The sequence below is a fragment of the Megasphaera cerevisiae DSM 20462 genome (genome assembly GCF_001045675.1).
In the GTDB taxonomy this organism is placed as follows: Bacteria; Bacillota; Negativicutes; order Veillonellales; family Megasphaeraceae; genus Megasphaera; species Megasphaera cerevisiae.
In genome coordinates this window covers 1-24233 of the sequence record NZ_LEKT01000050.1, presented here as the reverse complement: position 1 = coordinate 24233, position 24233 = coordinate 1, and the positions used below count along the sequence as shown (strand labels likewise).

The following is a 24233-nucleotide window of genomic DNA, read 5'->3' as shown; positions in this document are numbered from 1 at the left end:
GAAGGCGAATGGTTTGAAAAAGAGTACATGCGAAGAAACGACGAAAGACTCACAACCAAAACATACAAACTAAGTAGATGACATTAGAGTCACACCGATTGTTAAGATCCGAAATACTTTTCGATGTAGTTGTCAGGATACGAATCCTGAAACGAATTCAGTGGTGATGGCTGCAGGGATCCACCTGTTCCCATACCGAACACAGCAGTTAAGCCTGCAAACGCCGAAAGTACTTGGGTGGAAGCGCCCTGGGAGGATAGGAAGCCGCTGATTCAGCAGAAAAGACACGCACAGTGATTATATTGTGCGTGTCTTTTGTTTTATGGAATATCTATTCTCTGTATTTTGAATACATAGACGCAACATTGGGCATTTTTGTTGTCACAGATGCATTATTGTGGTATAAATGAGTGTGTAAATAAAAATGGGGAGTTGATAATTATGGTAATGAGTGTTGCTGCACCACAGGCTAAAGGAAAATATGCGGAAGATAATATTTTCGGGGCCAATAATCGTGCAAATGCTCTGGCAGAAAAAATTGGGGTAGATAATGTTATTAATGGTACGGTCGGTTCTATTTTAGACGAAGAAGGTCAGCTGGTTATGCTGCATGTCGTGCAGGAAGCATATAAAGCATTGACACCCAAGGAAATTGTTGCCTATGCTCCGATTCAAGGATATCCAGATTATTTGGAGGCAGTTATTGATCAGTGTTTTGGCCAGTCACGACCGAATGGGTATATCCAGGCTTGTGCTACGTCCGGCGGTTCTGGCGTCCTTCACCATATCATCCATAATTATTCCGAATGGGGCGATGATATTTTGACCAGTGATTGGCACTGGGGCGCGTACGGATCTATGTGTGCTGATAACGGGCGCAAGCTTCGTGAATTTGAATTGATTGATAAAAATGGCCGGTTTAATTTCGAAAACTTTAAGGAACATGTGCGGGACATGGTTTCTAAACAATATAATACAGTTATTATCATGAATTCGCCTGCTAATAATCCGACGGGCTTTGCTCTTTCTTCAGCGGATTGGGATCAAGTGATAGTTTTTTTAAAGGATGTTGTCAAGGGACAAGATAAAAACATTATTTTGGTTCCGGATGTAGCGTATCTTGATTACAGCGGTGAAAAACAGGAATGCCGCAAATTCTTTAAAAAATTTGGAAATCTTCCTGAAAATATTTTTGTTATTGTAGCTTATACATGCAGTAAAGGCTTCACAATGTATGGTCAGCGTATGGGGGCAATGATTTGTGTCACTCCGAATAAGGATATTGCTGATGAATTTGTGGCTATCAATCAGTATACGAGCCGGGCTACTTGGTCGAATTCGAATAGTGCGGCTATGAAGTCGATGGTGAATATTTGTAAGGATCCGGCTAAGGTGGCCGAATTGGATGCTGAACGGGCTGTTTATTTTAAGCTTATCAAAGAACGAGCTGATATTTTTATGAAAGAAGCACAGCACTGCGGCTTGAAATACTTGCCTTATTTGTCGGGGTTTTTCATTACAATCCCTATGACGGAGGCACAGCGGGTTTGTGATGAATTGGAAAGGGAACATATTTTTCTTGTGCCGCTGAAAAAAGGCGTTCGTTTGGCAGTGTGCTCAGTTTCAAAGAAAAAAATTGCAGGCTTGGCAGCTAAAATAAAAGGTGCTGTCGATTCTGTGGGAGCTAATCAGTAAAATATCTTGACAAAGATGCCGGTATAGCGTAAAAATTAACTATACCGGTTTTTTTATTATGGTCAGGCTGTATATTTTATAACATGAAAGGATGCATATATTATGTTTAAAACTATAGGTATTTGCGGTGCCGGGAATATGGGCCGGGCTATCGTCAAGGGCTTGGTTTCAGCCGGAGCTATTGAAGCGAAGCATATTTATATTTACAATATTCATAAAGAAAAAGGACAGGACTTGGCTGATGAAACAGGGGCTGTTAATGTTGAGTCGATAGAGGCGCTGGCAAAAAAATCACAGGCGTTGATTATGGCTGTCAAACCACATATTATGGCAGGAACACTGGATCAAATCAACTCTCATATCCATGCAGATTCAGTTATTATTTCGATTGCGGCAGGCCTTACTATTGCACGGTTGGCGAAACATCTTCCGACGGCCGCAAAAATTATCCGCGTTATGCCCAATACCCCTTCCATGGTTAACGAAGGAATGGCGGCTATTACAGTCAATGATGCCGTAACAGATGCAGAGGCACAGGCAGCGCTGGAAGTATTTGAAAGTTTTGGCAGGGCCGAGCTTATTGAAGAACGTCTTATTGATGCCGTAGGCGGCTTGAGCGGCAGCGGTCCGGCATATGTGTATATGTTCATTGAAGCTTTGGCTGACGGGGCTGTGCTTGAGGGCATGCCGCGGGCTAAGGCATATACGTTTGCTGCGCAGACAGTTTTGGGAGCAGCAAAAATGGTATTGGAAACAGGTGAGCACCCAGGGAAACTCAAAGATGATGTATGCTCGCCGGGGGGAACCACAATTGAAGCGGTGCGTATCTTGGAAAATAAAGGTTTTCGTGCGGCGGCTACAGAGGCAGTTATCGCTTCGACGGAAAAATGTAAGCAATTATAATGTGTTAATAATATATCATTATGTAAAAAAAGATATGCCAGAGTGCAACGGCGTATCTTTTTTATATAATGATGATAATTATCCTTAGTATTACGTACTCAATATAATGATAAAAACGCATTAATACTATGAGAAAAAAATAACAATATTTAAAAAATAACATATTTATATTAGAATGTTTAAAAATAATATGAAATCATAACAAAATATCATGGCAGACTAGATATCGATCTTAAACATGTATGTGCAAAATGTGTAAATGTAATTTACACATAGTACGGAATAGGGTATAATAAAGTACGTAAAAGAGAATTGATATGGTTACATTACCGGTATGATGCTTGTTAAAAGTTGACTTTTGCACCGTTATGAACGGTGAAAGTATATAAGTCATAAGGTGATGTGTTAAATTTTATTTGGAGGTATGCATTATGGCAAAAGGTAAAGTTACACCAGAACTTATTGAAGAATTGAAGAAAATTGTTGGTGAAAAGTATGTGTATACGGATAAAGATAAATTGGAACCGTATTCGCATGATGAAGTAACAGATCCTCATTATATGAAAGACCCGCAGGTCGTGGTATTGCCGGCCAATACGGAAGAAGTATCCAAAGTCGTTAAGCTGTGTTATGACAATGATGTCGTTATGGTTCCCCGCGCAGCTGGTACAGGCTTGGCAGCGGGTGCTGTCGCTACTTTCGGCGGTGTCATCATTTCCATTGAACGGATGAATAAAATTATTGAAATTGATAAAGACAACATGGTCTGTGTGACAGAACCAGGTGTTACGACCTCGGTGTTGCAGGATACGGTAAAAGAAGCCGGCCTTTTCTACGGTGGTGACCCCTGCAGTGGGGATTCCTGTTTTATCGGCGGCAACGTAGCTACGAATGCCGGTGGTAACCGTGCTGTTAAATATGGTGTAACACGTGATCAGGTCATGGGAATCGAAGTTGTTACTCCGTCGGGGGAAGTTGTTACGCTGGGCGGTAAATTCCGTAAAAATGCAACAGGCTATATGCTGATGCATCTGTATATTGGTTCTGAAGGTACTTTGGGTATTATTACAAAGATTTACCTCAAACTGGTGGCATTGCCAAAATATCAGATGGATTTGCTGGCAGTATTCAGTAATCTTGATGATGCTATCGCATTGACACCAAAGGTCATGAATGCTGGTATTACTCCGGTTTGCGTGGAATTTATGGATAATGCGTCTATTAAGCAGGTCGAAATTTTCCTTAATGAAAAATTGCAGCATTCGGATATTGGCAATTACATTATTATTCAGATTGCTGGCGATAGTGAAGATGTACTTGATGAACAATGCGAAAAGATTGATGAATTGGCTCGCGAAAACAACGCATTGGATGTATTGGTTGCAAACCCGGCTGTTATTTGGAAATCACGTAAAGCTTATTTGGAAGCTGACCGTGCCCGCAGCTTGGTCTTCTCCATGGAAGATATCGTTGTGCCGATGACGGATATTCCACAGGCTGTTCAGCAGATATCCCGTTTGGCAGATAAATACAAGGTAGCTATGCACTGCGCTGGTCACTGCGGTGACGGCAACGTTCATATTGATATCTTGAAGGATGATCGTACTCAGGAAGCATGGGAAGAAATGCTTCCGCAGATTCAGAGTGAAATTTATGAATTGGTTTATAACCTTGGCGGTCGTCTTTCCGGCGAACACGGTATTGGTTATAAACGTGCTGCTCTGATGGCAAAATATACTAATCCTATTGAATTGAAGCTGATGAAGGATGTTAAGAAAGCTCTTGATCCGAAAAACATCATGAATCCCGGTAAGGTTGTCAATATCAACGATGAAGTTCCTGTAGAATAATTGGTAAGTGAATTAGAATTGAAGCGAAAGGGTAAAGCCGGATACGGTTTTACCCTTTCCGTTTCAGAATATGGTGTACGTGTTTCGTATACTTTTATATGCAGGTATAGAAAGGAAGGATTTTATTATGCAAAAATTTTCGGTTCCTTTTGGTAAAGAAAAAGTTATGTTTGAGCTCCCTGAAAACAAAGTAGCTGGTGTGCTGGTTTCCCATGCCCATGAATACCAGGCTCCAAAATCGGAAGTAGAATTGGTGGCGGATGCGCTGGCCAATCCTATCGGCAGCCCACAATTAAGTGAACTGGCCAAAGGAAAAAAGACTTGCACTATTGTTTCCAGTGATCATACCCGGCCGGTACCGAGTCATATTATTATGCCGCAGCTGTTAGCGGAGCTGCGCAAGGGGAATCCGGATATTGAGATTACGATTCTTGTTGCTACAGGTATGCATCGTCCGACTACGCAGGAAGAGCTTGTTGCGAAATATGGTGAAAAAATTGCCAATACCGAAAAAATTGTCATGCATGTAAGCCGTAATGACGAAGATATGGTCAGTATCGGTACCTTGCCATCAGGCGGTGAATGCCTGATTAATAAGACCGCTGCGAATGCGGACCTGCTGATTGCGGAAGGGTTTATTGAACCGCATTTCTTTGCAGGTATGTCTGGTGGACGCAAATCGATTTTGCCCGGCATTGCTAGTAAGATTACCGTATTAGCTAATCATTGTTCAGAATTTATTGATAGCCCGTATGCCCGTACGGGAGTACTGGAAGGAAATCCAATTCATAAGGATATGTTGTATGCGGCTAAGGCGGCTAAATTGGCGTTTATTTGCAATGTTGTCATTGATGCGGATAAAAAAATTATTGCCGCATTTGCCGGTGACCGGGAAAAAGCTCATTATGAGGGCGTAGATTTTGAAATGAAACTGGCCGGTGTCAAACCGGTTCTTGCTGACATTGTGGTAACAACTAATGGCGGCTATCCGCTGGATCAGAATATTTATCAGTCTGTCAAAGGGATGACGGCAGCTGAAGCCACCTGCAAAGAGGGCGGTGTTATTATTGATGTTACGGCGTGCTCTGATGGTCATGGCGGTGATGCGTTTTATAATACGCTGAAGGAAGCTGACGATGTGCAAAAAGCTATGGATCAGATTCTGGCACGTGGCCGTAACGAAACAGTATTTGATCAATGGGAATCTCAGATTCTTATGCGGATGCTTTTGAAATTTACGATTATTATGGTTACCAAAGCTCCGCGCCAAATGGTAGAAGATATGCATTTAAAATATGCCCAAAATATTGATGAAGCCTTTAAGATGGCCAAGGATATAGTGGCAGCCAGGGGAATTACAGATCCTAAGATCACGGTTATTCCGGATGGCGTATCGGTTATTGTCAAATAATATAAAACATGTATGCAATAAAAAACTATGCCGCATATCTATCGTATGTGGCATAGTTTTCTTTGTGTTTTACGGGACTGTATATTAATTTTTTATTTGCACAATACGGCCTGTTTTTTGATGTTATCATTTTGGTTATCGTTTTTGTGAAGGATTTGTTGTGTGCTGATGCAAATAGTATGGACAGGTATCCAGCATGACTGTATGTTTTTATCGTATGCTATATTGACAGGTCTGATGACTTATTGTCATATGAACTTGTCATACCTATGGTTTTATCTTATAATAAACACGTAGCTATTGTTTATGTATATAAAAGGAGGAGCTGCGTTGGAAGCGTTAGAGGCTCAATTAGTATTTGATATTTGGATAGTGGTTCAGGTTATTTTGATTGATCTGGCGTTGGGTGGAGATAATTCTATTGTTATTGGTATGGCGGCAAGGAATTTGCCTCACCATCTCCAAAGGAAAGCGATTTTATACGGAACCGCAGGAGCAATTGTGCTGCGCTTCATTATGGCTGCCATCGTGGTATGGCTTTTGCAGATACCATTTTTAAAAACGATTGGTGGCATTTTATTGGTATTGATTGGCATTAAATTGATTGGTGCTCATGAGGAAACGGAAAACATTCATGTAAAAGCCAAGGATTCATTGTGGGGAGCTATCCGCACGATTATCCTTGCAGATGCGCTGATGAGTCTGGACAATGTATTAGGTATTGTCGGGGCGACAGGCGGGCATATGGGTCTGCTTCTGTTTGGAATGTTGATATCGGTGCCGGTCATTATCTTTGGCAGCACCGTGGTCGTAAAGGTTATGACAAGGTTTCCTATACTTATTTATATCGGCGGAGGTATATTGGGTTGGGCTGCTGGTGGGATGCTGGCAACTGACCAGTATTTAGCGGTATATTTCAGCCATGCGGCTGATAATGAACTGATACTCAAGCTTGGAATGACAGTTATTGCACTTGGCGGCGGGTTTGTATGGAAACACATTCACAATCATCCTAAAAAAGCGACCTGCTGAAGTCTTGTTTGGTGAATTATTAAAAAAAAAGTTACTTGACTTTTTTTCCCCATGTGGTATCATATAAAAGTCAGGTGACGGGGCGTAGCGCAGTTTGGTAGCGCGCTTGGTTCGGGACTAAGAGGTCGCAGGTTCAAATCCTGTCGCCCCGACCATACATTTACACATTGGATGTTGATCCCGAGAACATCGCAATAACTGAATAGTGCGGCAATGTGTAAGGCGTGGAGAGCTGTCCGAGCGGCTGAAGGAGCATGATTGGAAATCATGTATAGGACGAACGTTCTATCGAGGGTTCAAATCCCTCGCTCTCCGCCATGAATAAGATGGAACCTACTTCGGTAGGTTCTTTTTTTATGTCTAAAATTAGCTTGACTACAAAAAATCATGTTTCTTTTGACTACATATTGACTACATATCACTTTGCTTCCTTAGTTTCTTGCATGATTTTCCCAATAGAAAGAAGAACATCTTTTTCCATTTGTGGGGTAACATGCGCATAGGTATCCATCGTTATTTTTGCCGTAGAATGTCCAAGACGCGTTTGAACGGATTTATAGTTTATGCCCTCCTGCAATAAAAGCGTTGCATGTGTGTGCCGCAAAGAATGAAAGGAAAATCCCTTTGGCATGTTAGCTGCCTTCCCATATTCCTGCACCATACGGGATACGTAGGCTGGAAATAATGGCGATCCTTTTTGATTCGGAAATAACAACCCATGATCTTCATATCCAAATGTCTGATCTTGATGTTTTTTTACATCGTTTATTTGATCCTGTATCATGCCCATGGTTTTACTATCAATCATGATTGTCCGCAGGGATGTCTTATTTTTGGCGGTATCCGTAATATATGTTTCCCTATCGTCATAATGAACGGTTTGTGAAACCGTGATTGTCCCCTTGGACAGATTAACATCGTTTATGCGCAGCGCCAATATTTCTTCCCTGCGTAATCCAGTATTCACGGCTAGATAGACAATCCGGTAAAACACCTGGTTATCAATATGTTTTAATAATCGTTGCAGTTGGGAAATAGACAGTACGATTTTTTCTTTTGTTACTACCTTTGGATGCTTTACTCTTTTTGCTGGATTACGATATATGAATCCTTCGTCTACGGCCATCTCAAAGGCAGCCTTTAAAATGGTATGGACATATTCGATCGTTCTTGTAGATTTTCCGTTATCATATAAATCGTCAAGTAAATGCCGTATCATGGGGGGCTGTATATCTCCCAATATATACGCTCCTATGACTGGACGGATATGATTATTAACGATGCCCTTATAGCTTGAGTAGGTGGCTCGTGAAACGCGTTTTTCGGAATCGGATAGGTATTCGTCCAGCCATTCACCCAATGTAACGTCAGAATCGAAGTTAGGGGCTTCCTTTATGTTGTTTAGAAATAATGATTTTTTGTCCTTAGCTTCTGCCGCTGTTTTTCCATAGAAAAATTTACGTTTTCCATTATGTACATAAGTTTCTACATAGCGCCCATCTGGGCGCTTTTTTGCTCTCATATGATCACCTTATTTTTTTTTATGTAATTAACCATTCAATCGTTTTAAATAATCAATATTTGATGGGTTAAATTGAATAGATATCATACTATTTGCGCCATAAGATACTTCATATGGCTGATATATCATGTAAAAAATACCATGTCCAGTCAAATAATAATCTTCACTAATGAATTTAGGACGATAGGATAATGCAATCCGGTTCCATTGCCAATTATAGGCGGGGAATATTTGCGTCCCAGCTAAGCGTGACCATTGTTCTGCGCTGCCGATTGTTACAAAATTAGAAATAGGAATGCGATCTCCCGTATCCTTGTTATATACAAGTCCCCAGAAATGTTCCTGCGGATGAGCACCGCCGCCATCTCTAAGCCGTGTTAATACGATGGAAATAATATGATCATCTTCATATTTAACAGCATACGTTAAGCGAACCTTGTACCAATGATTCGTATAATAATCTGATTTTGCACCTTCGACGTATGAAGCAATATCTGTATTTATCTTTTCCTGCGCATCTTTATCTGCAGTATAAACGAGCGGATAAGATAGCATTAAATTCATATCATGCTGATTCCCTGGCTCAACATAAGCCAAAGAGGGAATATACATACAGCAAACAAATAATAGAGATAGGAATGTTTTTTTCATAACAATGCTCCTTTAGATTATTTTTATCCCCAAACCTTATATCCTGTTAACCAGCCAGGCGTGAAACTCTCTTCTATAGTGGAAACCATTTCGTCATACACTTCTTTTTGACTAATCGGATATATAATTTCCATATTATTTTCATATCCATCTAACACAAACATTTTTTGGTAATGAATTTTGTCTCCTGTTATCCAAGAAATAACAAACCAATTATCTCCGTTATCAGAAAAATCTATATTGGAATATCCTATTTTTTCTTTTTGGTCCTCAAAGTAAGTATCTAAAGGATTAATAGCATGCCCCCCAGATACTCTTAAACTAGCAGTTTTATTGGAAGAATAGAATATTCCTCCATCGCCATTTTGAGGATAATATGCTAAAATGAATGATTTTGGAACCAAGACGCTAAAGGCATATCTCTCATTTATATATTGATAATATTGTGGATTATCTGTTGTGTGGAGACGAATGTATCGAGAAAAAGTATTCCCATGTTCTATATAATTTTGATTGGGGAGTTGTATATCATAAGAAAATGCTATATTGACACAAGATAGGAACATATATAATAGTACAAAAATATTTTTTATCATGAAATATCACCGCCCTCATCTTCTCAATGGTTGCCCAACATTATCTGTAAATTGCCCTAATAATAGCTGGATTAGATCAATGATTGTCCCTATGCCTAATATTCCAGCGGTGCATAGATATATGAATCCGCTAAATATTTTGCCAACATAAAAGCGATGCAATCCACCAAATCCGATGAATCCTAATAGGCATAAAATAATTGCAATTATTTTTTTCTTGTCAGACGTTATTGTTATATATTTTGCATCTTCTGAAGATATACGATTTCTTCCATTATGGATATTAATTAGTTGACCGCACCCCGGACAAAACTTTGAATCATCTAAAATTTCCTTACCACATTTTTCACAAAACATATGGATCGCTTCCTTTCACAAAAAAAACAATAATATATATTTTTTATTTCCAAATATTTCACCAACACCTACGGCTTTCTACCACTTTCCCAATAATAGTAACGGGCAATTCTTCAATATCTTTACTGTCATAATAGTGAGGAGCATATACTGCCGAATTGAAACCATATAACATAATTCCGTAATCCAGCTTCTTTACTTGCTTAACGGTTGCTTCATCTCCATTTACTAATACAATTGCAATCTCCCCAGATTCAACATCTGGCTGCTCCCTTATAATCACAATGTCGCCATTTTTTAATTCAGGAAGCATAGACTCGCCGCGAACTTTTAATGCGAAATAATTACCGTTTTTAGCCATTTGCGGAGTAATTTCTTCATATCCGATAATATCGGTTATTGCTTCAACCGGAATGCCAGCAACCACAGAACCAAGGATAGGAATTTTGATTCCTTTTTGAGGTTCTTTTTTATTATATCGATTATTAGATAATCCCATTAAATAATCTAATGAAATATTAAAATATTTACACATTTTTATTTTTATTTCGTCATCGGGAGTACTTTTATTGTTTTCGTATAGAGATACCGTTGATTTAGCAACACCGAATAGTTCTCCGAATTCTTCGCCTGTTAAATGGGCCTCAGTTCTTAATTGCTTTATTCTGCCTCCTAATGTGATCATATATACATCTCCTTATTTGTGTTTATGATAATTAAACTTATGAAACGATTATAAGTCTAAATTCATGATAAATAAACTATTTTTTCAAAAGTTTAAAAATATTCAACAAATTACTTGACAGTTTAATTAACTTAAACTAAAATACAAGTATAAAGTTTGATATAGTTAAACTTAAAGGGAGGTGATAAATATGAATATATTAAAACAATTAAGAGAAAAAAAAGGGATAACGCAAGAGGAAATGGCCATCAAATTAGGCTATAAGGGGAAAAGCGGTTATTGTCATTTAGAAAATGGCAATGTTCGAATGACCAGTGACATTGCGAGAAAAATAAAAGATATTCTGCAATTAACTGATAAAGAAATGGTTAAAATTTTTTTTGATCCAAAAGTTTAATTATCTCAAACAAAAAGTACCCATAAATCAAATCAGAGGGAGTATACCACAAGAAAGGATGGGTCCCATGACAAACACAACAAAGCCGGATTTGATAGATAAAATATCTATCACGATCCAAGAAGCATCTGAGCTAACCAGCATCAGCTACCGGCAAATTGCCGAGTGGGCTGAAACAGACGAAACCTTTCCCGTGTTTAAAGTGGGAAGCAAACGTATCATTGAGCTTTCCGCATTGCAAGAATGGCTCCGTACGCGGTGCGCTTGCCGCGTTGGAATGCCTAGTGCCCGCGTTATGCGGGTCATTCGAAGGAAAAAGCGCAAGCAGGGATAAGGAGGCTATTTATGGATGACATTGAAAAGAAAGCATTACAAATCATCAATACAGCATCCGCAAAAGAACGGCTGCTATCGCTTACGACGGACATTGCCGAGTTTTCCAAAGGCGGTCTTGTCATTGCCGGCGGTGGTAATGAAGCAGGAACCTTCATCATCTGCCCCAAAGATAGCAGCTCTGACATATTAAATATTGTCGTTAATATCATTGCTACCGTATTAGATAGCGGTAACTATGATGAAAACATATTCTTCAATAATCTGCGCCGATGGGTGCAGGACACAAGGAGGGGAAAGGAATGAATCAAGCAATAGATTCAGATGACAAGATGGTCCAGAATGCAATGTCTGCAGCATATCGTAATCTGCAGCATGAATTGACCATTGCGCCGTGGATAAATGACCATAAGCCACAAAAAAGCATACCCGAATGGTATGCCACAGACTACGGCGAACCGGTTACATTGGCAGAGATTGCGCTCGTATCTTTGAAGGTTATTCCGATTGCCTTTGTAATCGGGCTGATCTTGGCAGCATGGGCATGAAAAAAAGCCGCCTCTGCAAAGGCGGCAAACAACAATACTCACTGTGATTATATCACAGGAAAAGGAGCATGACGATGAAAATTATAAAATTATCACTTACGAATTTCAGGGGGATTAAAGAACTTACCGTCAATTTTGATGGAAAAGATACCGATATTTACGGTGCCAATGGAACTGGTAAGACAACCATCTCCAATGCCGTAAGCTGGCTATTATTTGGAAAGGCTGCTACGGGAGAAAAAGACTTTAATCCCAAAACGGCCGGCACGCACAATCTGCATCACACGGCAGCGGCAACCTTTTCAAAAGATGACGGGTCTTTGATTACAGTCCGGAAAGATTTTTATGAAGTTTGGACGAAGAAAAAAGGATCCGCAGCGCCAACCTTCAGTGGCAATACCACGGACTATTGGATCGATGATATCCCATTTAAGGAAAGCGCATATAACCGCACGCTGCAGAATTTATGCGGCACACTGGAAGCCGCGAAGATGCTTACTATGTATGACTATTTCCCAGAAATCATGAGCGTGGATGACCGACGCAAAATTTTATTTGAAGTATGCGGTGATCTCACAGACGAGGAAGTTATCCAACAATCCCCTGATTTGGCAGATATTAATGCGTATCTGGTTAAACCAGGCACAACGGATCAGAAATACACCATTGACGAATATCGGAAAATAGCGACGGAGCAACGCCGCAAAATCAATCACGAATTAGAATTACTGCCAGCACGGATTGATGAAGTCACGAAAAGTATTCCAGAAACGCTTCCGGATAAGTTCACTACTCAATCTGACATCGAAGCATTACAGGGTCATATGGCGGCTATTGACGGCGAGATGCGGGATTTAAAAGATTCCGATGCCAATACACTTGCGATTCAAAAAGAAATTGCCAAGACACAGACGCAATTGGCTGAATCCAAAATGGCTTTTACCCAAAAAGTAAATCAGCAGTATCAAACCCATTACGACACATTACAGCAGTTAGAACAGCAGCTTCGGGATATTGAAAACAAGCAACATTCGCTTAGCCGTAAACGAGAATCCATCGTACTGGAGCAGAAGCAAGCCATGGAAAATCGTAAAAAGCTATTGGCAGACTTTAGTAAGATTCAAGCCATTCAATGGGATGCGGGACAGGAATCTTGCCCGACTTGCGGGCGGCCGCTGCCGAAAGACCAGATACAGTCGATGAGAGAAGCATTCAACCTCGATAAATCCCATAAATTGGAAGATATCAACCGCCGTGGACAAACATGCAGCTTGGATACTATTAAAGGCTTACAGACGCAAATAGAAGCACTGGAAGTAAACGAAAGAGATTTGGGAGAAAAAGAGAAATCTATCCGGCAGGAAAAGCAGCAGCTGGAAGAAACGATTCATCAAAAGCCGTTATTTGAAACATCAAAAGAGTTTTCAACGCTTACCAAACAGCTGCAGGAATTGCAAACAAATGAAAAAGGATCGGAACAATCTGTATCGGCTGTCATGGAAGCTAAGAAAAAAGAAAAGTTGGATACAGCAGAACAAATCCGGTTGAAAAATGCAGCGTTACTTACCCTTGATATGGCAGCCAAGGCAACCCGTCGCATTGATGAGCTTACTACCGAACAGCGGCAGAAAGCAGATGATCTGGAATACCTTGAAAAGGGTCTCTTCCTTTGCGACGAATTTGTCCGGGAAAAGGTCCGCATGGTCACAGATAACATTAACAGCCGGTTTAGTTATGTCCGATTTAAATTGTTTGACGAACAGCTCAACGGCGGCGTGAAAGAACGGTGCGAACCGATGGTGAAAAATGCGGCCGGCGAATGGGTGGAATATCGAAGCGCGAATACAGCAGCGCAGGTCAACGCCGGTATGGATATTATCGGGGTATTGTCGGAATACTATAGTATTCACTTGCCTGTGTTTATTGATCGGGCGGAAAGCGTGACACACATTACAAATCCGGAAGGATTACAACTGATCCGATTGATTGTTTCAGCGGATGATACGACATTGCGAGTTGAAAATTAGGAGGTATGCAGCATGGCAAAGAATGAAGTAGCAAAGGCAACACGGGAATTAACATTATCAGAACGGTTTACTCAAAAAGTATTATCTGAATTTGGAAATACAGCTGGTGAAATCAGAGTATCCAGTTATCAACGAGCTTTGGTGCAAAATTATTTTATCGCCATTGATCGGATGCTACGGACAGCGGAAGACGATCGGACACGCAAAAATGCCAACAATAAGGACCACAAATATGATAATGAGTTGGCGTATATATGGAAAAATATCAATCTCAATGAACTGTCTCTGGACATCGTGCATTATGCCAGATTAGGTCTGGATATGATGGAATCCAATCATCTATTCCCGATTCCATATAAAAATAAAAAAAATCAGAAATACGATATCACCTTTATGGTGGGATATAACGGGATCAAATATATTGCTGAAAATTATGCTTTGGAAAAGCCAAAAGGGGTACGCATTGAGTTGGTACACAAGGAAGATCATTTTAAGCCGATTAAGAAGAGTCGCGGGAATGATATTGAAACCTACGAATTTGATATCGAAAACCCATTTGACAGGGGCCCGATCGTCGGGGGATTTGGCTATATCGAATATGATGATCCAACCAAAAACGAACTGGTCATGATGTCCATGGCAGATATTACCAAGCGCAAACCTGAATATGCCAGCGCCAATTTTTGGGGCGGCGAGGTAAAGGAATGGCAGCACGGTAAGCAAGTAGAGGTAAAAAAAGAAGGCTGGCTGGAAGAAATGTGCACCAAGACGCTAATCCGGGAAGTATATTCCGCAAAGCATATCCCTCGAGATCCTCGTAAGGTGGATGATTCCTATCAACGGATGAAAGATCAGGAACGTCAGCTACAGGATGCATCCGAATCTATGCAGCAGACAATCGACGTAGAAGCCAACAGCGTCCCCTTTGAAGAGGACATCCCTCAAATGCGCGAGCCAGAACCCAAACAAGAAATTCCTATCGAAGTAAAAGAAGCCGCGCCCGTATCAAAACAGAAAGAAACCGTATCAAAAGAAAGGGAATTGAACCCTAAACAGGGTAAAACGGATCAAAAAAAGTCGGAACCGGGCCCCAACCCATATGATGATGACCTCGACATGGAAAGCGATGACATGTTCAAGAATTTTGATTCGCCATCTGCAACGGCAGCTCCCGCTCCCACGTTTTAATCATGGATATCCAAGTGCTGGCATCCGGCAGCAGCGGGAATTGCTACAAGATATCAGACGGAAAAACAACTATTCTGCTGGATGCCGGTATTCCATTTAAAAAGATTCAGGAAGGCTTGAAATTTGACACTAAATCCATTTCAGGGTGTTTTATCACACACCAGCATGGTGATCATAGCAAAGCCGTTCCTGAGCTCCTCCGAAGAGGATTTAAGGTATATTCGAACGAAGATGTGCGGTCCGTATTTCATGGAGTACAGCGACTTTCAGATAAATTACCGTATCGGCAGGGAAGTTTTATTATTACACCTTTTACGTGTCAGCATGACGTAGAATGCTATGGCTACCATGTGCAATCTATAGAAACAAATGAAACGCTGCTGTACTTTACGGATACTGCGTATATCAAATACCGGTTTCGAAACATTCATTATATTTTGGCCGAAGCCAATTATTCTTTTGACGTAATGGCAGAAAATGCAAAAAAAGGACATGTCCCATGGTTTGTCTCAGAACGTGTGGTGCAAACCCATATGAGCATTGATACATTACTTGATTTCCTGAAAGCTAATGACCTGCACAGCGTCAAAGAGATTTACTTGCTGCATCTCAGCAATGCCAATAGTGATGCGGCATCATTTAAAACCCGGGTCCAGAAAGAAACGGGCGCAGTCGTATATGTGTATTAAAGGAGCGGTGCATATGAAACAAAGCTGCTTAACCTGTCAGCATCATGATACTTGTTTGGCATATTGCAGAGTCAACAGCTGTAATGAATGGCAGCCAATACTGACAGAACCAGAGATTCCATACGGGATGATTATTGTAAACGAGAGTATCTTAAAAAAAGTCATTGAAGCGTCCAATTATTGCTCGAAAGACCCGCGTTTTTGTCTGGATGGAGAATGCGTATCATGTATTATAAATGACCTAAAACGGCATGATATTGCGGATGAAGGATGGTGATATATAAATGGATACAGAAAAAATATATAAAACTGATATTGTTAATGCGTTTACAAATTTGCTGGAAGAAGGTAAAGAACTTAAAGATAAGCTCACACAAGCGACAACAGCAATAACAAAATTTCCTTATTTCATGGACACGGGTGATGAACCAGAACCTTATATATATTATTTGCATCGGCAGTATAAACCTGTTACGAAGAGAATATATATTCCTATAAAATTACATATCATTGCATTTTTTCGGCAAAAAATCATCCATCAAATAGATGCGATTCCTCCGTCATTTATGGAAGACGAAAAAAGCGACACGGCATGAATTCAAAGGAGGATAAACCATGGATCACATAGAACAAATGGCAGCTTTTAAGGAACTGCTGCGAAAAACAAACCGGGACGGTATAGAAAATCTGCTGGCATATTTGGAGATGGAAACTGACTTTTTTACTGCCCCTGCATCCAGTAAATATCATGAGGCGTATGAAGGCGGCTTATTGGAGCACAGCCTAAATGTCTATCAGCACCTAAAGACCATCATGTGTAAGTACTATAAAATGTTCCCTGTTTCGCCCGATACGGCGTATATCGTTTCTTTACTACACGATGTATGTAAGGCAAACTTCTACAGCCTAGAAATGCGAAATAAGAAGATTGACGGGGTATGGCAGCAAGTACCGTTTTACGCAGTGAGCGATCGATTCCCCGCAGGACACGGGGAAAAGTCGGTCATGATTGTGCAGCGGTACATTCCATTAACGGATGAAGAGATCATGGCAATCAACTGGCATATGGGATTTTCGGATATCCGGACGCACGAAATATACGGTATGCAGGCACTTAGCAACGCCTGCAGCCAATATCCGCTGGTCGTATTGCTGCATATGGCTGATTTAGCAGCCACCTATTTGAACGGAAAGAAGGAGTGATTGGTATGAGAGAAAACAGTTCGATCCAAATCAACAAGATTAAGTACAGCGAAAAGGCAGAAAAAATTACCATTGATTTTTCACGAAACATCGACGGACATCGGGCAGATTACACCGGCACATTTGATGAACAGGCGGCACCTGAATTTTATACTGCACTGCAGGTATTGCGAAATCCAGTACTCAATATTCTGCAATTTAAGTTTGAGGATTTTAAAGACCGGATTACACCGTACGGTGTCAATTACCGGTATGCCAAAGATGGTACGATGAGCGCCATTATATCCAGCAAGCTTGCCGTCGGGAATACCGAGATTGCAATCAACACGCCTATGCGGTCGTGCCCAACAGAAGATATTGTGGATGACACTTCCGAGCAATATTTTGATGATCCCACCGTAGCGGCATTATGGGAGCTGGAAACCCAAGCACGAAAATATTTGGACGGGAAACGGGCGCAAATGTCGCTCTTTGGATCGGACGGATCAGAAAGCATTGCCGATGAGCGGGAAAAAGATCCATTCGAAGAAGATGAAGATGTACCGTCAGGGATGCCCAAAATGGATAATATTGCAGCGTTTCCAACGGCGGCCCATTCGTAACAATACATTGGCAGTGTGGCGGGGATATGAAGATATCTCCGTTGCTGCCGGATTAGGTGGTGTAATGCGTGAGCGATAACAAAAAATATTATTACCTGAAGCTAAAAGAAAATTTCTTCGACTCCGACGAAATGATTCTGCTGGAATCCATGCAGGATGGATATCTATACTCAAATATTCTGCTTAAGATGTACCTTCGCAGTCTAAAAAATGACGGGAAATTGGTTATCAATAATTGTATTCCCTACAATTCGCAAATGTTGGCCACGATTACTAGGCATTCCGTGGGAACAATCGAAAAAGCACTTCAATTATTTAAAAATTTACACTTGATTGAAATATTGGAGAGCGGCGCAATTTACATGACAGATATCCAAAGCTTTATCGGGGAAAGTACTACAGAAGCTGATAGAAAGCGTAAATATAGGCAGAAAATCGAATCTGAAAGATCAACAAAAAAAGAAATTCCATCTCCAATAATGGGACATTTGTCCGGACAAATGTCTGGACAATCAGCGGACAAATGAAGGACAAATGTCGGACAAACGTACACCAGAGATAGAGATAGAGTAAGAGATAGAGAAAGAGTTAGAAAGAAGAAGGGGAAGAAGAAAACCCAAAAAGCCAGCGGCGGCTAAAAAATAAGGGAGATTTTCATTGGATAGCTTCTTTGACGAGGAGAGCATCATGAGTGAGAAAAGATACTACTGGTTAAAATTGCAAGATAATTTCTTCACCCATAAGACGATCAAAAAACTAAGGAAAATAGCGGGTGGAGACACATACACGATTATTTATTTGAAGATGCAGCTGCTTAGTTTAGAGCATGACGGAGTACTGTATTACGACCAAATTGAAGATAATTTTACCGAAGAATTGGCACTGGATATCGACGAAAATATCGAAAATGTGAAGGTCACCGTTTTGTTTTTGAAAAAGTGCGGATTGCTGGTTGAACGGTCCCAAAATGAATTTTTGCTACCAGAAGCCAGAGACAACATAGAGAGTGAAAGTGCAAGCACACAGCGGTCTAGAAGGTCTAGATTGCAAAAAAAAATGTTGCAATGCAACGCCAATACGTTGCAACGCAACAAGGATGCAACAAAATGCAACGCCAATGCAACAGAGTGCAACGAAGATGCAACGCCAAATCGTTGCAATGCAACGGATGACAACGTCAGTAAAGGCTCTAACGACGTAAAACAGGTCATTTCCTGTTACGCCAATAACATTCACCCGATTTGCTCAGGAATCGAATTGGAGAAAATCAAGGGGATGGTCGAACAATACGGCGCAGAGACAATACAAAAAGCCATCGAACGGGCGGTATTTCGGAACAGACGATCGCTATCATACATTGCTGGCATCCTGCAATCATGGGAAACAAACGGCTATGACGATCCGGATAAAGCCAAAGCCCAAAGCAATACGCATACACCGAACCAATACGACAAAATCGAGTTTTAGTTTAGAACGGCAGAAAGGAGAACATGGCATGGGAAAAGAACAGCTGGAGCCGGCCGTATCGGAAGACCGGCGCAAAACGCTATTGCAAAAAGCGAAGCGGCTAAAAAAAATGTCGAAAGAACAGCTGGAGGAACGGAGGCAATGGGCAGTGGGTACCATCGCCACCCCACCGGACGGCATCCAATGCAGCCACTGCGGAAACACAGGATTTATCACAGAAGAGAATACCGACGGATACGAAACCGTGGCACCGTGCCCTGCTTGCTACGAACGCCGGCAGGTTGCAAGACGGCTCAAGGCATCCGGCATATCACCGGAAGATTATGAAAACTGCCGGCTAACAACCTTTTTGGCAGATACCGAGATCAGCCGCCAGATGCTGGCCATGGCAAATGCCTATCTAACAAGCCGGCAGCCAGGGCAGGGATTTGGACTATTTGGCACTGCCGGCACTGGGAAAACGCATCTATGTATTGCGGTGTGTCAGGAAATCACCCGGAAATACAACGAGCCGCACTATTATTTTTCATACCGAACGGAAATGCCGACGCTCATTAAAGCCATGAAAAGCTACAGCAACGCATATGACGACGCTGTACGCAAATGGAAAGAGTGTGACAACCTCTACATCGACGACCTGTTTAAAATGGCGGTACGGTACGGCTCAGATAAAAATCCGGCAAGCATTGAGCCGGATGATCTCAAAGTGATGTTTGACATCATCAACGCCCGATACATGAACAAAAAAGCGACCTTGTTCAGCAGTGAAATTGCCGTCAACGAATTAAGCCAAATCGACGGGGCGCTGGGAAGCCGCATTTATGCCATGATCAAACCGTATGGTATGAAGGTTACCGGCGAAAATAGACGCCTGCAAGGAGGGACCGTAGCATGAAAGCCTACTTGATACTAAACCCTGACGAATACGAAACCTTTCGAAAGGAATGCGATCAGCGCCAAATCAGCCATATCCAAGTCAAAGCACAAAAGGACCGATATGCCGCAACAATCCGCACACAGGAGCAATACGACTACATCGATCACACATGGAACGGAAACATTTATTGCTATGAAAACGAAACGAGAGATAATTTCACGTAAAAAGAACACAACGAATGCCCCGTAAACTTCACAAAATCGATTTTAACGGGTTTTAACATAGAGAACGATAAAATTATCGAGCAAAAATAAAAGAACCGTTAGAACGGCAAATACAGCAAATTTTACAAATCATCACAAAGGAGAGATTTTTATGATCAAGACATGCGAGATTTGCGGCAACGAATTTGAGATAAACAGCAAACAGAAATATTGCCCGGTATGCAAAGAACGAGTGGTAACGGAGTACGAAAAGATTCTTACCCGTCAGCGCAAGAAGAGTACGGAATGCTTAATCTGCGGAGCTTCCATGGAAAATAGCCATTCGATGCATGCCTGCTCCCCGAAATGCCAGAAAATACTAAATGCGCTCACCGCAGAATTTCGAAAGAAACGCTATGCAGATAGAAGAGCGAAGAAAAGCATGCCGCATTACAGGAAAAACGGAAAGAAAATGTCACGACTGGGACGGCATATTGAAGAAGCTCGTGCCATGGGCATGCAGTACGGCGAATATATGGGCTGGCGATACATGCAGAAAAAGCAAGAAAATCAAACAATGGCAGATTGAATATTTATACGAAATGAAACAGAGCAAAAACAGGAGGTTTCATGAGCATTTATATCAACGAAAAGACAGGCGCGATGCAATTAATTGTTTACGGTGAACCATTCGCCCAGGAACGCCCCCGGTTTTCTACGTTTTCCGGTCATGTTCATGCCTATGATCCGAAGCGGTCACGGGCATACAAAGAAAAAATATGCGCCGAAGCTGTCCATCTGATGTATAAGGCAAAAGAGCTGGGATACCAAGTGCCATTTGACTGCCCGCTGCAGTTTGCACTTTATATTTATCGCAGCATCCCCAAGTCATTTAGCAAGAAAAAAACACAGCTGGCACGGGAACATAAAATCTATGCGCATACGAAACCGGATGCCGACAACTATATCAAATGTGTGCTGGATGGGATTGCACATGGGAAATCAAAAATATTATTTACGGACGATAGCCGTATTGTATCGATCCGGGCGATCAAGCTATATGACGATACGCCGCGAATTGAGGCATGGCTAAAGCCGATTTAGGAAGTGATATACATGGGCCGTAAATTTCACCAGCACCATCCAAAGAGGCTGAAATTTTCACAGAAAACAACGCCGGATATAAAAAATAATGTGACGACAAAAAGCCGCTGCTGCTATTGCGGACGCATATTATATCCGGATACATGGCACTACATGTGGGATGAGTACGGACAACGCGTAAAAAAATGCAACAACGAATTGGAATGTTACCGACATCGGAAAGATAGAGCAGAGGAGGCATATCGAAATGCAATCAGATAAAAGCAATTTAATAGATAACAAAGGAGACCTGTTTGTGGTAAAAGATGGCATAGAAATGCCATTTAATAAGGACATTTTGGAATTTAAGGTAAATCCACATCAAAAAAGAAAAAAGGACTGTTTTAAAGAAAATTTTCATGATTTAAAAGCAAAATGCAAGATGGATATCAAGATAGACACGGATACACGATTTGATTTTTTGATAATGATGTTGTTTCAACTATTTCCGGATATTGAAAAAATATATCTCAAAGATTATAAAGATTTGACGTTTTTCATGCATTGGAACGGGGGGTATGACATTAAAAAGATCAAGAAACAGTTTGAAAGAAAAGAACATCATGATAGCGACAATATAGAATCATTTTTGTTGTCAGTTCCTTACAAAGGGGAATTAATTAAATCATTGCAAATGGACGTATTTTACAAAAGCCTATATGACATACATTCAATACGAATACGCTCGTTGTGGATACCCATTTACTTCAAAGAATTAGAAAAGAAGTATGGAAAATTATTGTAAAAGCAGCTGAGGAGGAGATAGCATGTACGATCACAATGATTATGTAATGGCGGTTAAGCAATATTTAATACGGTATAGAGAATTTACGACCTACATTGAAAATGTCAAAGCCGACATTGCAGATTATAAAGCTAAGTTACAGTTAAATGCTGCGCCAAAGGTGCCGTCGCTATCTCCTGCACCATCCGGGGGCGGTGGAGAAAATACCAGCCAGCAGGAACGGGACTATTTCAGCAAAGAGGCTATCCCGAATAAAATAGCACAGCTGCAGCGGGATATTGCACGGATAGAGCCTATGATCAACCGCCTGAATCGATCTTTAGAAGCGCTGCCACCAACGGATCGGGGAATTATTACCAGGCGCTTAATTGACAATGAATCATGGATGATTATTACGAGTGATTTACATGTGACAGAGGGGTATTGCCACCGGCGAATATCGAAAATTATTAAGCAACTGGCCGGCATGATGTTTGGCCCGAAAGCGATTCCGTTGCAGACACATTTTGTGTTTTTTGAAGAAGATAAAGAAAACGAGAATGGAATATTTTAGTATAAACCAAGGAGGATAAGACAATGAAGGGATACAAAGGATTTGACAAGGATTTGAAATGCAGAGGATTGCAATACGAAGTAGGCAAAACGGTGGCAGAAGAAAACGCTAAGTTATGTGATTGTGGACTGCATTTTTGCGAACAACCGATCGATGTATTTAGATATTATGCTCCCGGACATAATAGCCGTTATGCAGAAGTAGCGGCAAAAGATGTTAGCAAAGAAACAGAAGATGACAGTAAAAGAGTGGCTAAGTCGATAACGGTTAAAGCAGAGGTTGGAATTGTAGGGCTGGTAAAAGCACAAATTGAGTATGTAAAAAAGCATACGACGTTTGAGCATACGGATAAAGATCAAGCGACAGCAGGAGACTACGGGGCAGCGACAGCAGGAGACTACGGGGCAGCGACAGCAGGAGACAGCGGGGCAGCGACAGCAGGAGACTACGGGGCAGCGACAGCAGGAGACAGCGGGGCAGCGACAGCAGGATACAGAGGGGCAGCGACAGCAGGAGACAGCGGGGCAGCGACAGCAGGATACAGAGGGGCAGCGACAGCAGGAGACGGAGGGGCGGCGACAAGCCGAGGAACGGTATCCGTAGGAGAAAACGGGTGCGGGTTAGTAAGAGGAAATAGAGTAAAAATTAAAGGTGGAATAGGCGCAATACTAACAATATGCGAAGAAAAAGATAATAGCTATGGCATTGCTTATTTGAAATCTTTTGTGGTGGATGGTACGGAAATAAAAGCAGATACATATTATAGTCTCAAAGACGGGAATCCAGTAGAAGTGGAGCAAGAATGAACATAATAGCAATAGACCCTGGAACCCATGAAAGCGCCTATGTAATATGTGATTATGGTACCCTAAAGCCTATAGATAAGGGAAAGATACCAAACGCGGAATTATTGGAACAGCTGCCGGAGATGATTATGCTAAACAGCATCCAGTATGTAGGGATTGAGTACATGCAGTCATACGGTATGGGAGTGGGCAAGGAAACCTTTGAAACGTGCTATTTTATCGGGCGCATGACAGAACGCATACTGCGGCAGACGGCAATAAAAGAGATTATCCCCATATATAGAAACGAGGAAAAAATAGGCACGGTAGGGAATATGAGAGCCAATGACACAGCAATCCGGCATTATCTGATAGATACATTTGCTGAGCACGATTTTAAGACAGGAAAAGGAACAAAAAGTAATCCTGATTGGTTTTATGGATTTAGCAAGGATATGTGGCAAGCCTATGCACAGGCATATATTTTAAAGCTAAAAGTAGAAGGGAAGATGTAACTATGACAATATCGGAACTACGGAATATGACAGACTCGGAGTTAAAGGAATTAGCCAAGCAAAAGAGGATCACCAAAAAGGGAAAATGTAGTCCTACGTCAGATGCTTATCAAGCCCAAAATATATTATGGATCAGGGCAGGTCGACCGTTTGACAGAAAAGAACAGCCAAATGATGATCCATGGGGATTAATTGACAGCGAATAGTAGGAGGTAGAAAAATGATATTTGGGATCATTGTTAATACCAAAATGCGA

General features: G+C 41.3%; 31 protein-coding genes, 2 tRNA genes and 1 rRNA gene. 29 read left to right on the top strand and 5 right to left on the bottom strand.

Annotated elements, in window-relative coordinates; all coding sequences use genetic code 11:
- Positions 1-156: 156 nt before the first annotated feature.
- From rrf to AB840_RS12245, 8 genes are all read left to right on the top strand, one after another.
- Positions 157-273: ribosomal RNA gene (rrf, locus tag AB840_RS12280) — 5S ribosomal RNA — on the top strand.
- 168 nt (positions 274-441) lie between these two features.
- Positions 442-1695: a pyridoxal phosphate-dependent aminotransferase gene (locus AB840_RS12275; protein WP_048515135.1), complete on the top strand. Its 1254-nt coding sequence runs from the start codon at positions 442-444 to the stop codon at positions 1693-1695.
- Between the two features lie 102 nt (positions 1696-1797).
- On the top strand, positions 1798-2598 hold the full coding sequence (proC, locus tag AB840_RS12270) for a pyrroline-5-carboxylate reductase (RefSeq protein WP_048515134.1): 801 nt from the start codon (positions 1798-1800) through the stop codon (positions 2596-2598).
- A gap of 431 nt (positions 2599-3029) precedes the next feature.
- Complete coding sequence (locus tag AB840_RS12265; RefSeq protein WP_048515133.1) at positions 3030-4448, top strand: FAD-binding oxidoreductase; 1419 nt, start codon at positions 3030-3032, stop codon at positions 4446-4448.
- Positions 4449-4575: 127 nt separating this feature from the next.
- Positions 4576-5859, top strand: coding sequence for a nickel-dependent lactate racemase (gene larA, locus AB840_RS12260; RefSeq protein ID WP_048515132.1), 1284 nt, complete (start codon positions 4576-4578; stop codon positions 5857-5859).
- A gap of 330 nt (positions 5860-6189) precedes the next feature.
- Positions 6190-6891, top strand: a complete 702-nt coding sequence (locus AB840_RS12255) for a TerC family protein (protein ID WP_048515131.1) — start codon at positions 6190-6192, stop codon at positions 6889-6891.
- A 78-nt stretch (positions 6892-6969) separates the two neighbouring features.
- Positions 6970-7046 (top strand) — tRNA-Pro (locus AB840_RS12250).
- Between the two features lie 71 nt (positions 7047-7117).
- A tRNA-Ser gene (locus AB840_RS12245) sits at positions 7118-7209 on the top strand.
- A 100-nt stretch (positions 7210-7309) separates the two neighbouring features.
- On the opposite strand, the gene AB840_RS12240 is transcribed toward AB840_RS12245, so the two are convergent.
- Genes AB840_RS12240 through AB840_RS12220 form a run of 5 tightly spaced genes read right to left on the bottom strand, consistent with a single transcriptional unit; the run spans position 7310 to position 10702 of the window.
- Positions 7310-8413 carry a tyrosine-type recombinase/integrase gene (locus tag AB840_RS12240; RefSeq protein ID WP_048515130.1) on the bottom strand — a complete coding sequence of 368 codons (1104 nt, stop codon included), beginning with the start codon at positions 8411-8413 and terminating at the stop codon, positions 7310-7312.
- Between the two features lie 27 nt (positions 8414-8440).
- Positions 8441-9064, bottom strand: coding sequence for a PdaC/SigV domain-containing protein (locus AB840_RS12235; RefSeq protein WP_048515129.1), 624 nt, complete (start codon positions 9062-9064; stop codon positions 8441-8443).
- Positions 9065-9087: 23 nt separating this feature from the next.
- Positions 9088-9660 (bottom strand): hypothetical protein, encoded by a 573-nt coding sequence (locus AB840_RS12230; RefSeq protein WP_048515128.1) that lies wholly within the window; start codon positions 9658-9660, stop codon positions 9088-9090.
- 15 nt (positions 9661-9675) lie between these two features.
- On the bottom strand, positions 9676-10017 hold the full coding sequence (locus tag AB840_RS12225; RefSeq protein WP_048515127.1) for a TM2 domain-containing protein: 342 nt from the start codon (positions 10015-10017) through the stop codon (positions 9676-9678).
- A 58-nt stretch (positions 10018-10075) separates the two neighbouring features.
- On the bottom strand, positions 10076-10702 hold the full coding sequence (locus AB840_RS12220; RefSeq protein ID WP_048515126.1) for a LexA family protein: 627 nt from the start codon (positions 10700-10702) through the stop codon (positions 10076-10078).
- Positions 10703-10892: 190 nt separating this feature from the next.
- Between AB840_RS12220 and AB840_RS12215 the strand changes: the two genes are divergently transcribed.
- The 21 genes from AB840_RS12215 (at position 10893) to AB840_RS12110 (ending at position 23977) form a co-directional block, all read left to right on the top strand.
- Complete coding sequence (locus AB840_RS12215) at positions 10893-11099, top strand: helix-turn-helix domain-containing protein (protein ID WP_200809983.1); 207 nt, start codon at positions 10893-10895, stop codon at positions 11097-11099.
- Between the two features lie 67 nt (positions 11100-11166).
- On the top strand, positions 11167-11433 hold the full coding sequence (locus AB840_RS12210; RefSeq protein ID WP_048515125.1) for a helix-turn-helix domain-containing protein: 267 nt from the start codon (positions 11167-11169) through the stop codon (positions 11431-11433).
- Positions 11434-11444: 11 nt separating this feature from the next.
- Positions 11445-11738 (top strand): hypothetical protein, encoded by a 294-nt coding sequence (locus tag AB840_RS12205; protein ID WP_048515124.1) that lies wholly within the window; start codon positions 11445-11447, stop codon positions 11736-11738.
- Positions 11735-11980, top strand: coding sequence for a hypothetical protein (locus AB840_RS12200; protein ID WP_048515123.1), 246 nt, complete (start codon positions 11735-11737; stop codon positions 11978-11980). The genes AB840_RS12205 and AB840_RS12200 overlap by 4 nt, the downstream gene beginning before the upstream one ends.
- Before the next feature lie 74 nt (positions 11981-12054).
- Positions 12055-14007 (top strand): AAA family ATPase, encoded by a 1953-nt coding sequence (locus tag AB840_RS12195; protein ID WP_048515122.1) that lies wholly within the window; start codon positions 12055-12057, stop codon positions 14005-14007.
- 12 nt (positions 14008-14019) lie between these two features.
- Complete coding sequence (locus AB840_RS12190; protein WP_048515121.1) at positions 14020-15195, top strand: recombinase RecT; 1176 nt, start codon at positions 14020-14022, stop codon at positions 15193-15195.
- A gap of 2 nt (positions 15196-15197) precedes the next feature.
- Entirely contained in the window at positions 15198-15884 is a 687-nt protein-coding gene (locus AB840_RS12185) for an MBL fold metallo-hydrolase (protein WP_048515120.1), read from the top strand.
- Positions 15885-15897: 13 nt separating this feature from the next.
- On the top strand, positions 15898-16161 hold the full coding sequence (locus tag AB840_RS12180; RefSeq protein ID WP_048515119.1) for a hypothetical protein: 264 nt from the start codon (positions 15898-15900) through the stop codon (positions 16159-16161).
- A 7-nt stretch (positions 16162-16168) separates the two neighbouring features.
- Positions 16169-16480, top strand: a complete 312-nt coding sequence (locus tag AB840_RS12175; RefSeq protein ID WP_048515118.1) for a hypothetical protein — start codon at positions 16169-16171, stop codon at positions 16478-16480.
- 19 nt (positions 16481-16499) lie between these two features.
- A complete protein-coding gene (locus tag AB840_RS12170) occupies positions 16500-17087 on the top strand; it encodes an HD domain-containing protein (RefSeq protein ID WP_048515117.1) in 588 nt (195 codons plus the stop codon).
- 5 nt (positions 17088-17092) lie between these two features.
- On the top strand, positions 17093-17689 hold the full coding sequence (locus AB840_RS12165) for a hypothetical protein (protein WP_048515116.1): 597 nt from the start codon (positions 17093-17095) through the stop codon (positions 17687-17689).
- A gap of 68 nt (positions 17690-17757) precedes the next feature.
- On the top strand, positions 17758-18216 hold the full coding sequence (locus AB840_RS18330) for a phage replisome organizer N-terminal domain-containing protein (protein WP_072061843.1): 459 nt from the start codon (positions 17758-17760) through the stop codon (positions 18214-18216).
- A gap of 160 nt (positions 18217-18376) precedes the next feature.
- Positions 18377-19156: a phage replisome organizer N-terminal domain-containing protein gene (locus AB840_RS15840; protein WP_053078182.1), complete on the top strand. Its 780-nt coding sequence runs from the start codon at positions 18377-18379 to the stop codon at positions 19154-19156.
- 28 nt (positions 19157-19184) lie between these two features.
- Positions 19185-20051 carry a DnaA ATPase domain-containing protein gene (locus AB840_RS12150; protein ID WP_048515115.1) on the top strand — a complete coding sequence of 289 codons (867 nt, stop codon included), beginning with the start codon at positions 19185-19187 and terminating at the stop codon, positions 20049-20051.
- Complete coding sequence (locus AB840_RS12145) at positions 20048-20257, top strand: hypothetical protein (RefSeq protein ID WP_048515114.1); 210 nt, start codon at positions 20048-20050, stop codon at positions 20255-20257. The genes AB840_RS12150 and AB840_RS12145 overlap by 4 nt, the downstream gene beginning before the upstream one ends.
- 151 nt (positions 20258-20408) lie before the next feature.
- A complete protein-coding gene (locus AB840_RS12140; RefSeq protein ID WP_048515113.1) occupies positions 20409-20825 on the top strand; it encodes a hypothetical protein in 417 nt (138 codons plus the stop codon).
- A gap of 41 nt (positions 20826-20866) precedes the next feature.
- Positions 20867-21340 carry a RusA family crossover junction endodeoxyribonuclease gene (locus AB840_RS12135; protein WP_072061842.1) on the top strand — a complete coding sequence of 158 codons (474 nt, stop codon included), beginning with the start codon at positions 20867-20869 and terminating at the stop codon, positions 21338-21340.
- Positions 21341-21587: 247 nt separating this feature from the next.
- The gene (locus AB840_RS12125) at positions 21588-22124 is read left to right on the top strand and encodes a hypothetical protein (RefSeq protein ID WP_048515111.1); all 537 of its coding nucleotides are present in this window, start codon (positions 21588-21590) and stop codon (positions 22122-22124) included.
- 22 nt (positions 22125-22146) lie between these two features.
- Positions 22147-22677, top strand: a complete 531-nt coding sequence (locus tag AB840_RS12120; protein WP_048515110.1) for a hypothetical protein — start codon at positions 22147-22149, stop codon at positions 22675-22677.
- 23 nt (positions 22678-22700) lie between these two features.
- Positions 22701-23483, top strand: coding sequence for a DUF7666 domain-containing protein (locus AB840_RS12115; RefSeq protein ID WP_048515109.1), 783 nt, complete (start codon positions 22701-22703; stop codon positions 23481-23483).
- Entirely contained in the window at positions 23480-23977 is a 498-nt protein-coding gene (locus tag AB840_RS12110; protein ID WP_048515108.1) for a hypothetical protein, read from the top strand. Before AB840_RS12115 ends, AB840_RS12110 begins: the two co-directional genes overlap by 4 nt.
- The last annotated feature ends 256 nt before the right edge of the window (positions 23978-24233 follow it).

Coding starts and splice junctions, on each gene's coding strand:
- AB840_RS12125 (WP_048515111.1), top strand. CDS start 21,588: ATGCAATCAGATAAAAGCAATTTAATAGATAACAAAGGAGACCTGTTT.
- AB840_RS12265 (WP_048515133.1), top strand. CDS start 3,030: ATGGCAAAAGGTAAAGTTACACCAGAACTTATTGAAGAATTGAAGAAA.
- AB840_RS12240 (WP_048515130.1), bottom strand. CDS start 8,413: ATGAGAGCAAAAAAGCGCCCAGATGGGCGCTATGTAGAAACTTATGTA.
- AB840_RS12165 (WP_048515116.1), top strand. CDS start 17,093: ATGAGAGAAAACAGTTCGATCCAAATCAACAAGATTAAGTACAGCGAA.
- AB840_RS12210 (WP_048515125.1), top strand. CDS start 11,167: ATGACAAACACAACAAAGCCGGATTTGATAGATAAAATATCTATCACG.
- AB840_RS12235 (WP_048515129.1), bottom strand. CDS start 9,064: ATGAAAAAAACATTCCTATCTCTATTATTTGTTTGCTGTATGTATATT.
- AB840_RS12145 (WP_048515114.1), top strand. CDS start 20,048: ATGAAAGCCTACTTGATACTAAACCCTGACGAATACGAAACCTTTCGA.
- AB840_RS12220 (WP_048515126.1), bottom strand. CDS start 10,702: ATGATCACATTAGGAGGCAGAATAAAGCAATTAAGAACTGAGGCCCAT.
- AB840_RS12150 (WP_048515115.1), top strand. CDS start 19,185: ATGGGAAAAGAACAGCTGGAGCCGGCCGTATCGGAAGACCGGCGCAAA.
- AB840_RS12115 (WP_048515109.1), top strand. CDS start 22,701: ATGAAGGGATACAAAGGATTTGACAAGGATTTGAAATGCAGAGGATTG.
- AB840_RS12180 (WP_048515119.1), top strand. CDS start 15,898: ATGAAACAAAGCTGCTTAACCTGTCAGCATCATGATACTTGTTTGGCA.
- AB840_RS12110 (WP_048515108.1), top strand. CDS start 23,480: ATGAACATAATAGCAATAGACCCTGGAACCCATGAAAGCGCCTATGTA.
- AB840_RS12170 (WP_048515117.1), top strand. CDS start 16,500: ATGGATCACATAGAACAAATGGCAGCTTTTAAGGAACTGCTGCGAAAA.
- AB840_RS12225 (WP_048515127.1), bottom strand. CDS start 10,017: ATGTTTTGTGAAAAATGTGGTAAGGAAATTTTAGATGATTCAAAGTTT.
- AB840_RS12215 (WP_200809983.1), top strand. CDS start 10,893: ATGAATATATTAAAACAATTAAGAGAAAAAAAAGGGATAACGCAAGAG.
- AB840_RS12120 (WP_048515110.1), top strand. CDS start 22,147: ATGTACGATCACAATGATTATGTAATGGCGGTTAAGCAATATTTAATA.
- AB840_RS12195 (WP_048515122.1), top strand. CDS start 12,055: ATGAAAATTATAAAATTATCACTTACGAATTTCAGGGGGATTAAAGAA.
- AB840_RS12140 (WP_048515113.1), top strand. CDS start 20,409: ATGATCAAGACATGCGAGATTTGCGGCAACGAATTTGAGATAAACAGC.
- AB840_RS12205 (WP_048515124.1), top strand. CDS start 11,445: ATGGATGACATTGAAAAGAAAGCATTACAAATCATCAATACAGCATCC.
- AB840_RS12185 (WP_048515120.1), top strand. CDS start 15,198: ATGGATATCCAAGTGCTGGCATCCGGCAGCAGCGGGAATTGCTACAAG.
- AB840_RS12175 (WP_048515118.1), top strand. CDS start 16,169: ATGGATACAGAAAAAATATATAAAACTGATATTGTTAATGCGTTTACA.
- AB840_RS12275 (WP_048515135.1), top strand. CDS start 442: ATGGTAATGAGTGTTGCTGCACCACAGGCTAAAGGAAAATATGCGGAA.
- larA (WP_048515132.1), top strand. CDS start 4,576: ATGCAAAAATTTTCGGTTCCTTTTGGTAAAGAAAAAGTTATGTTTGAG.
- AB840_RS12230 (WP_048515128.1), bottom strand. CDS start 9,660: ATGATAAAAAATATTTTTGTACTATTATATATGTTCCTATCTTGTGTC.
- AB840_RS12190 (WP_048515121.1), top strand. CDS start 14,020: ATGGCAAAGAATGAAGTAGCAAAGGCAACACGGGAATTAACATTATCA.
- AB840_RS12200 (WP_048515123.1), top strand. CDS start 11,735: ATGAATCAAGCAATAGATTCAGATGACAAGATGGTCCAGAATGCAATG.
- AB840_RS12135 (WP_072061842.1), top strand. CDS start 20,867: ATGAGCATTTATATCAACGAAAAGACAGGCGCGATGCAATTAATTGTT.
- proC (WP_048515134.1), top strand. CDS start 1,798: ATGTTTAAAACTATAGGTATTTGCGGTGCCGGGAATATGGGCCGGGCT.
- AB840_RS15840 (WP_053078182.1), top strand. CDS start 18,377: ATGAGTGAGAAAAGATACTACTGGTTAAAATTGCAAGATAATTTCTTC.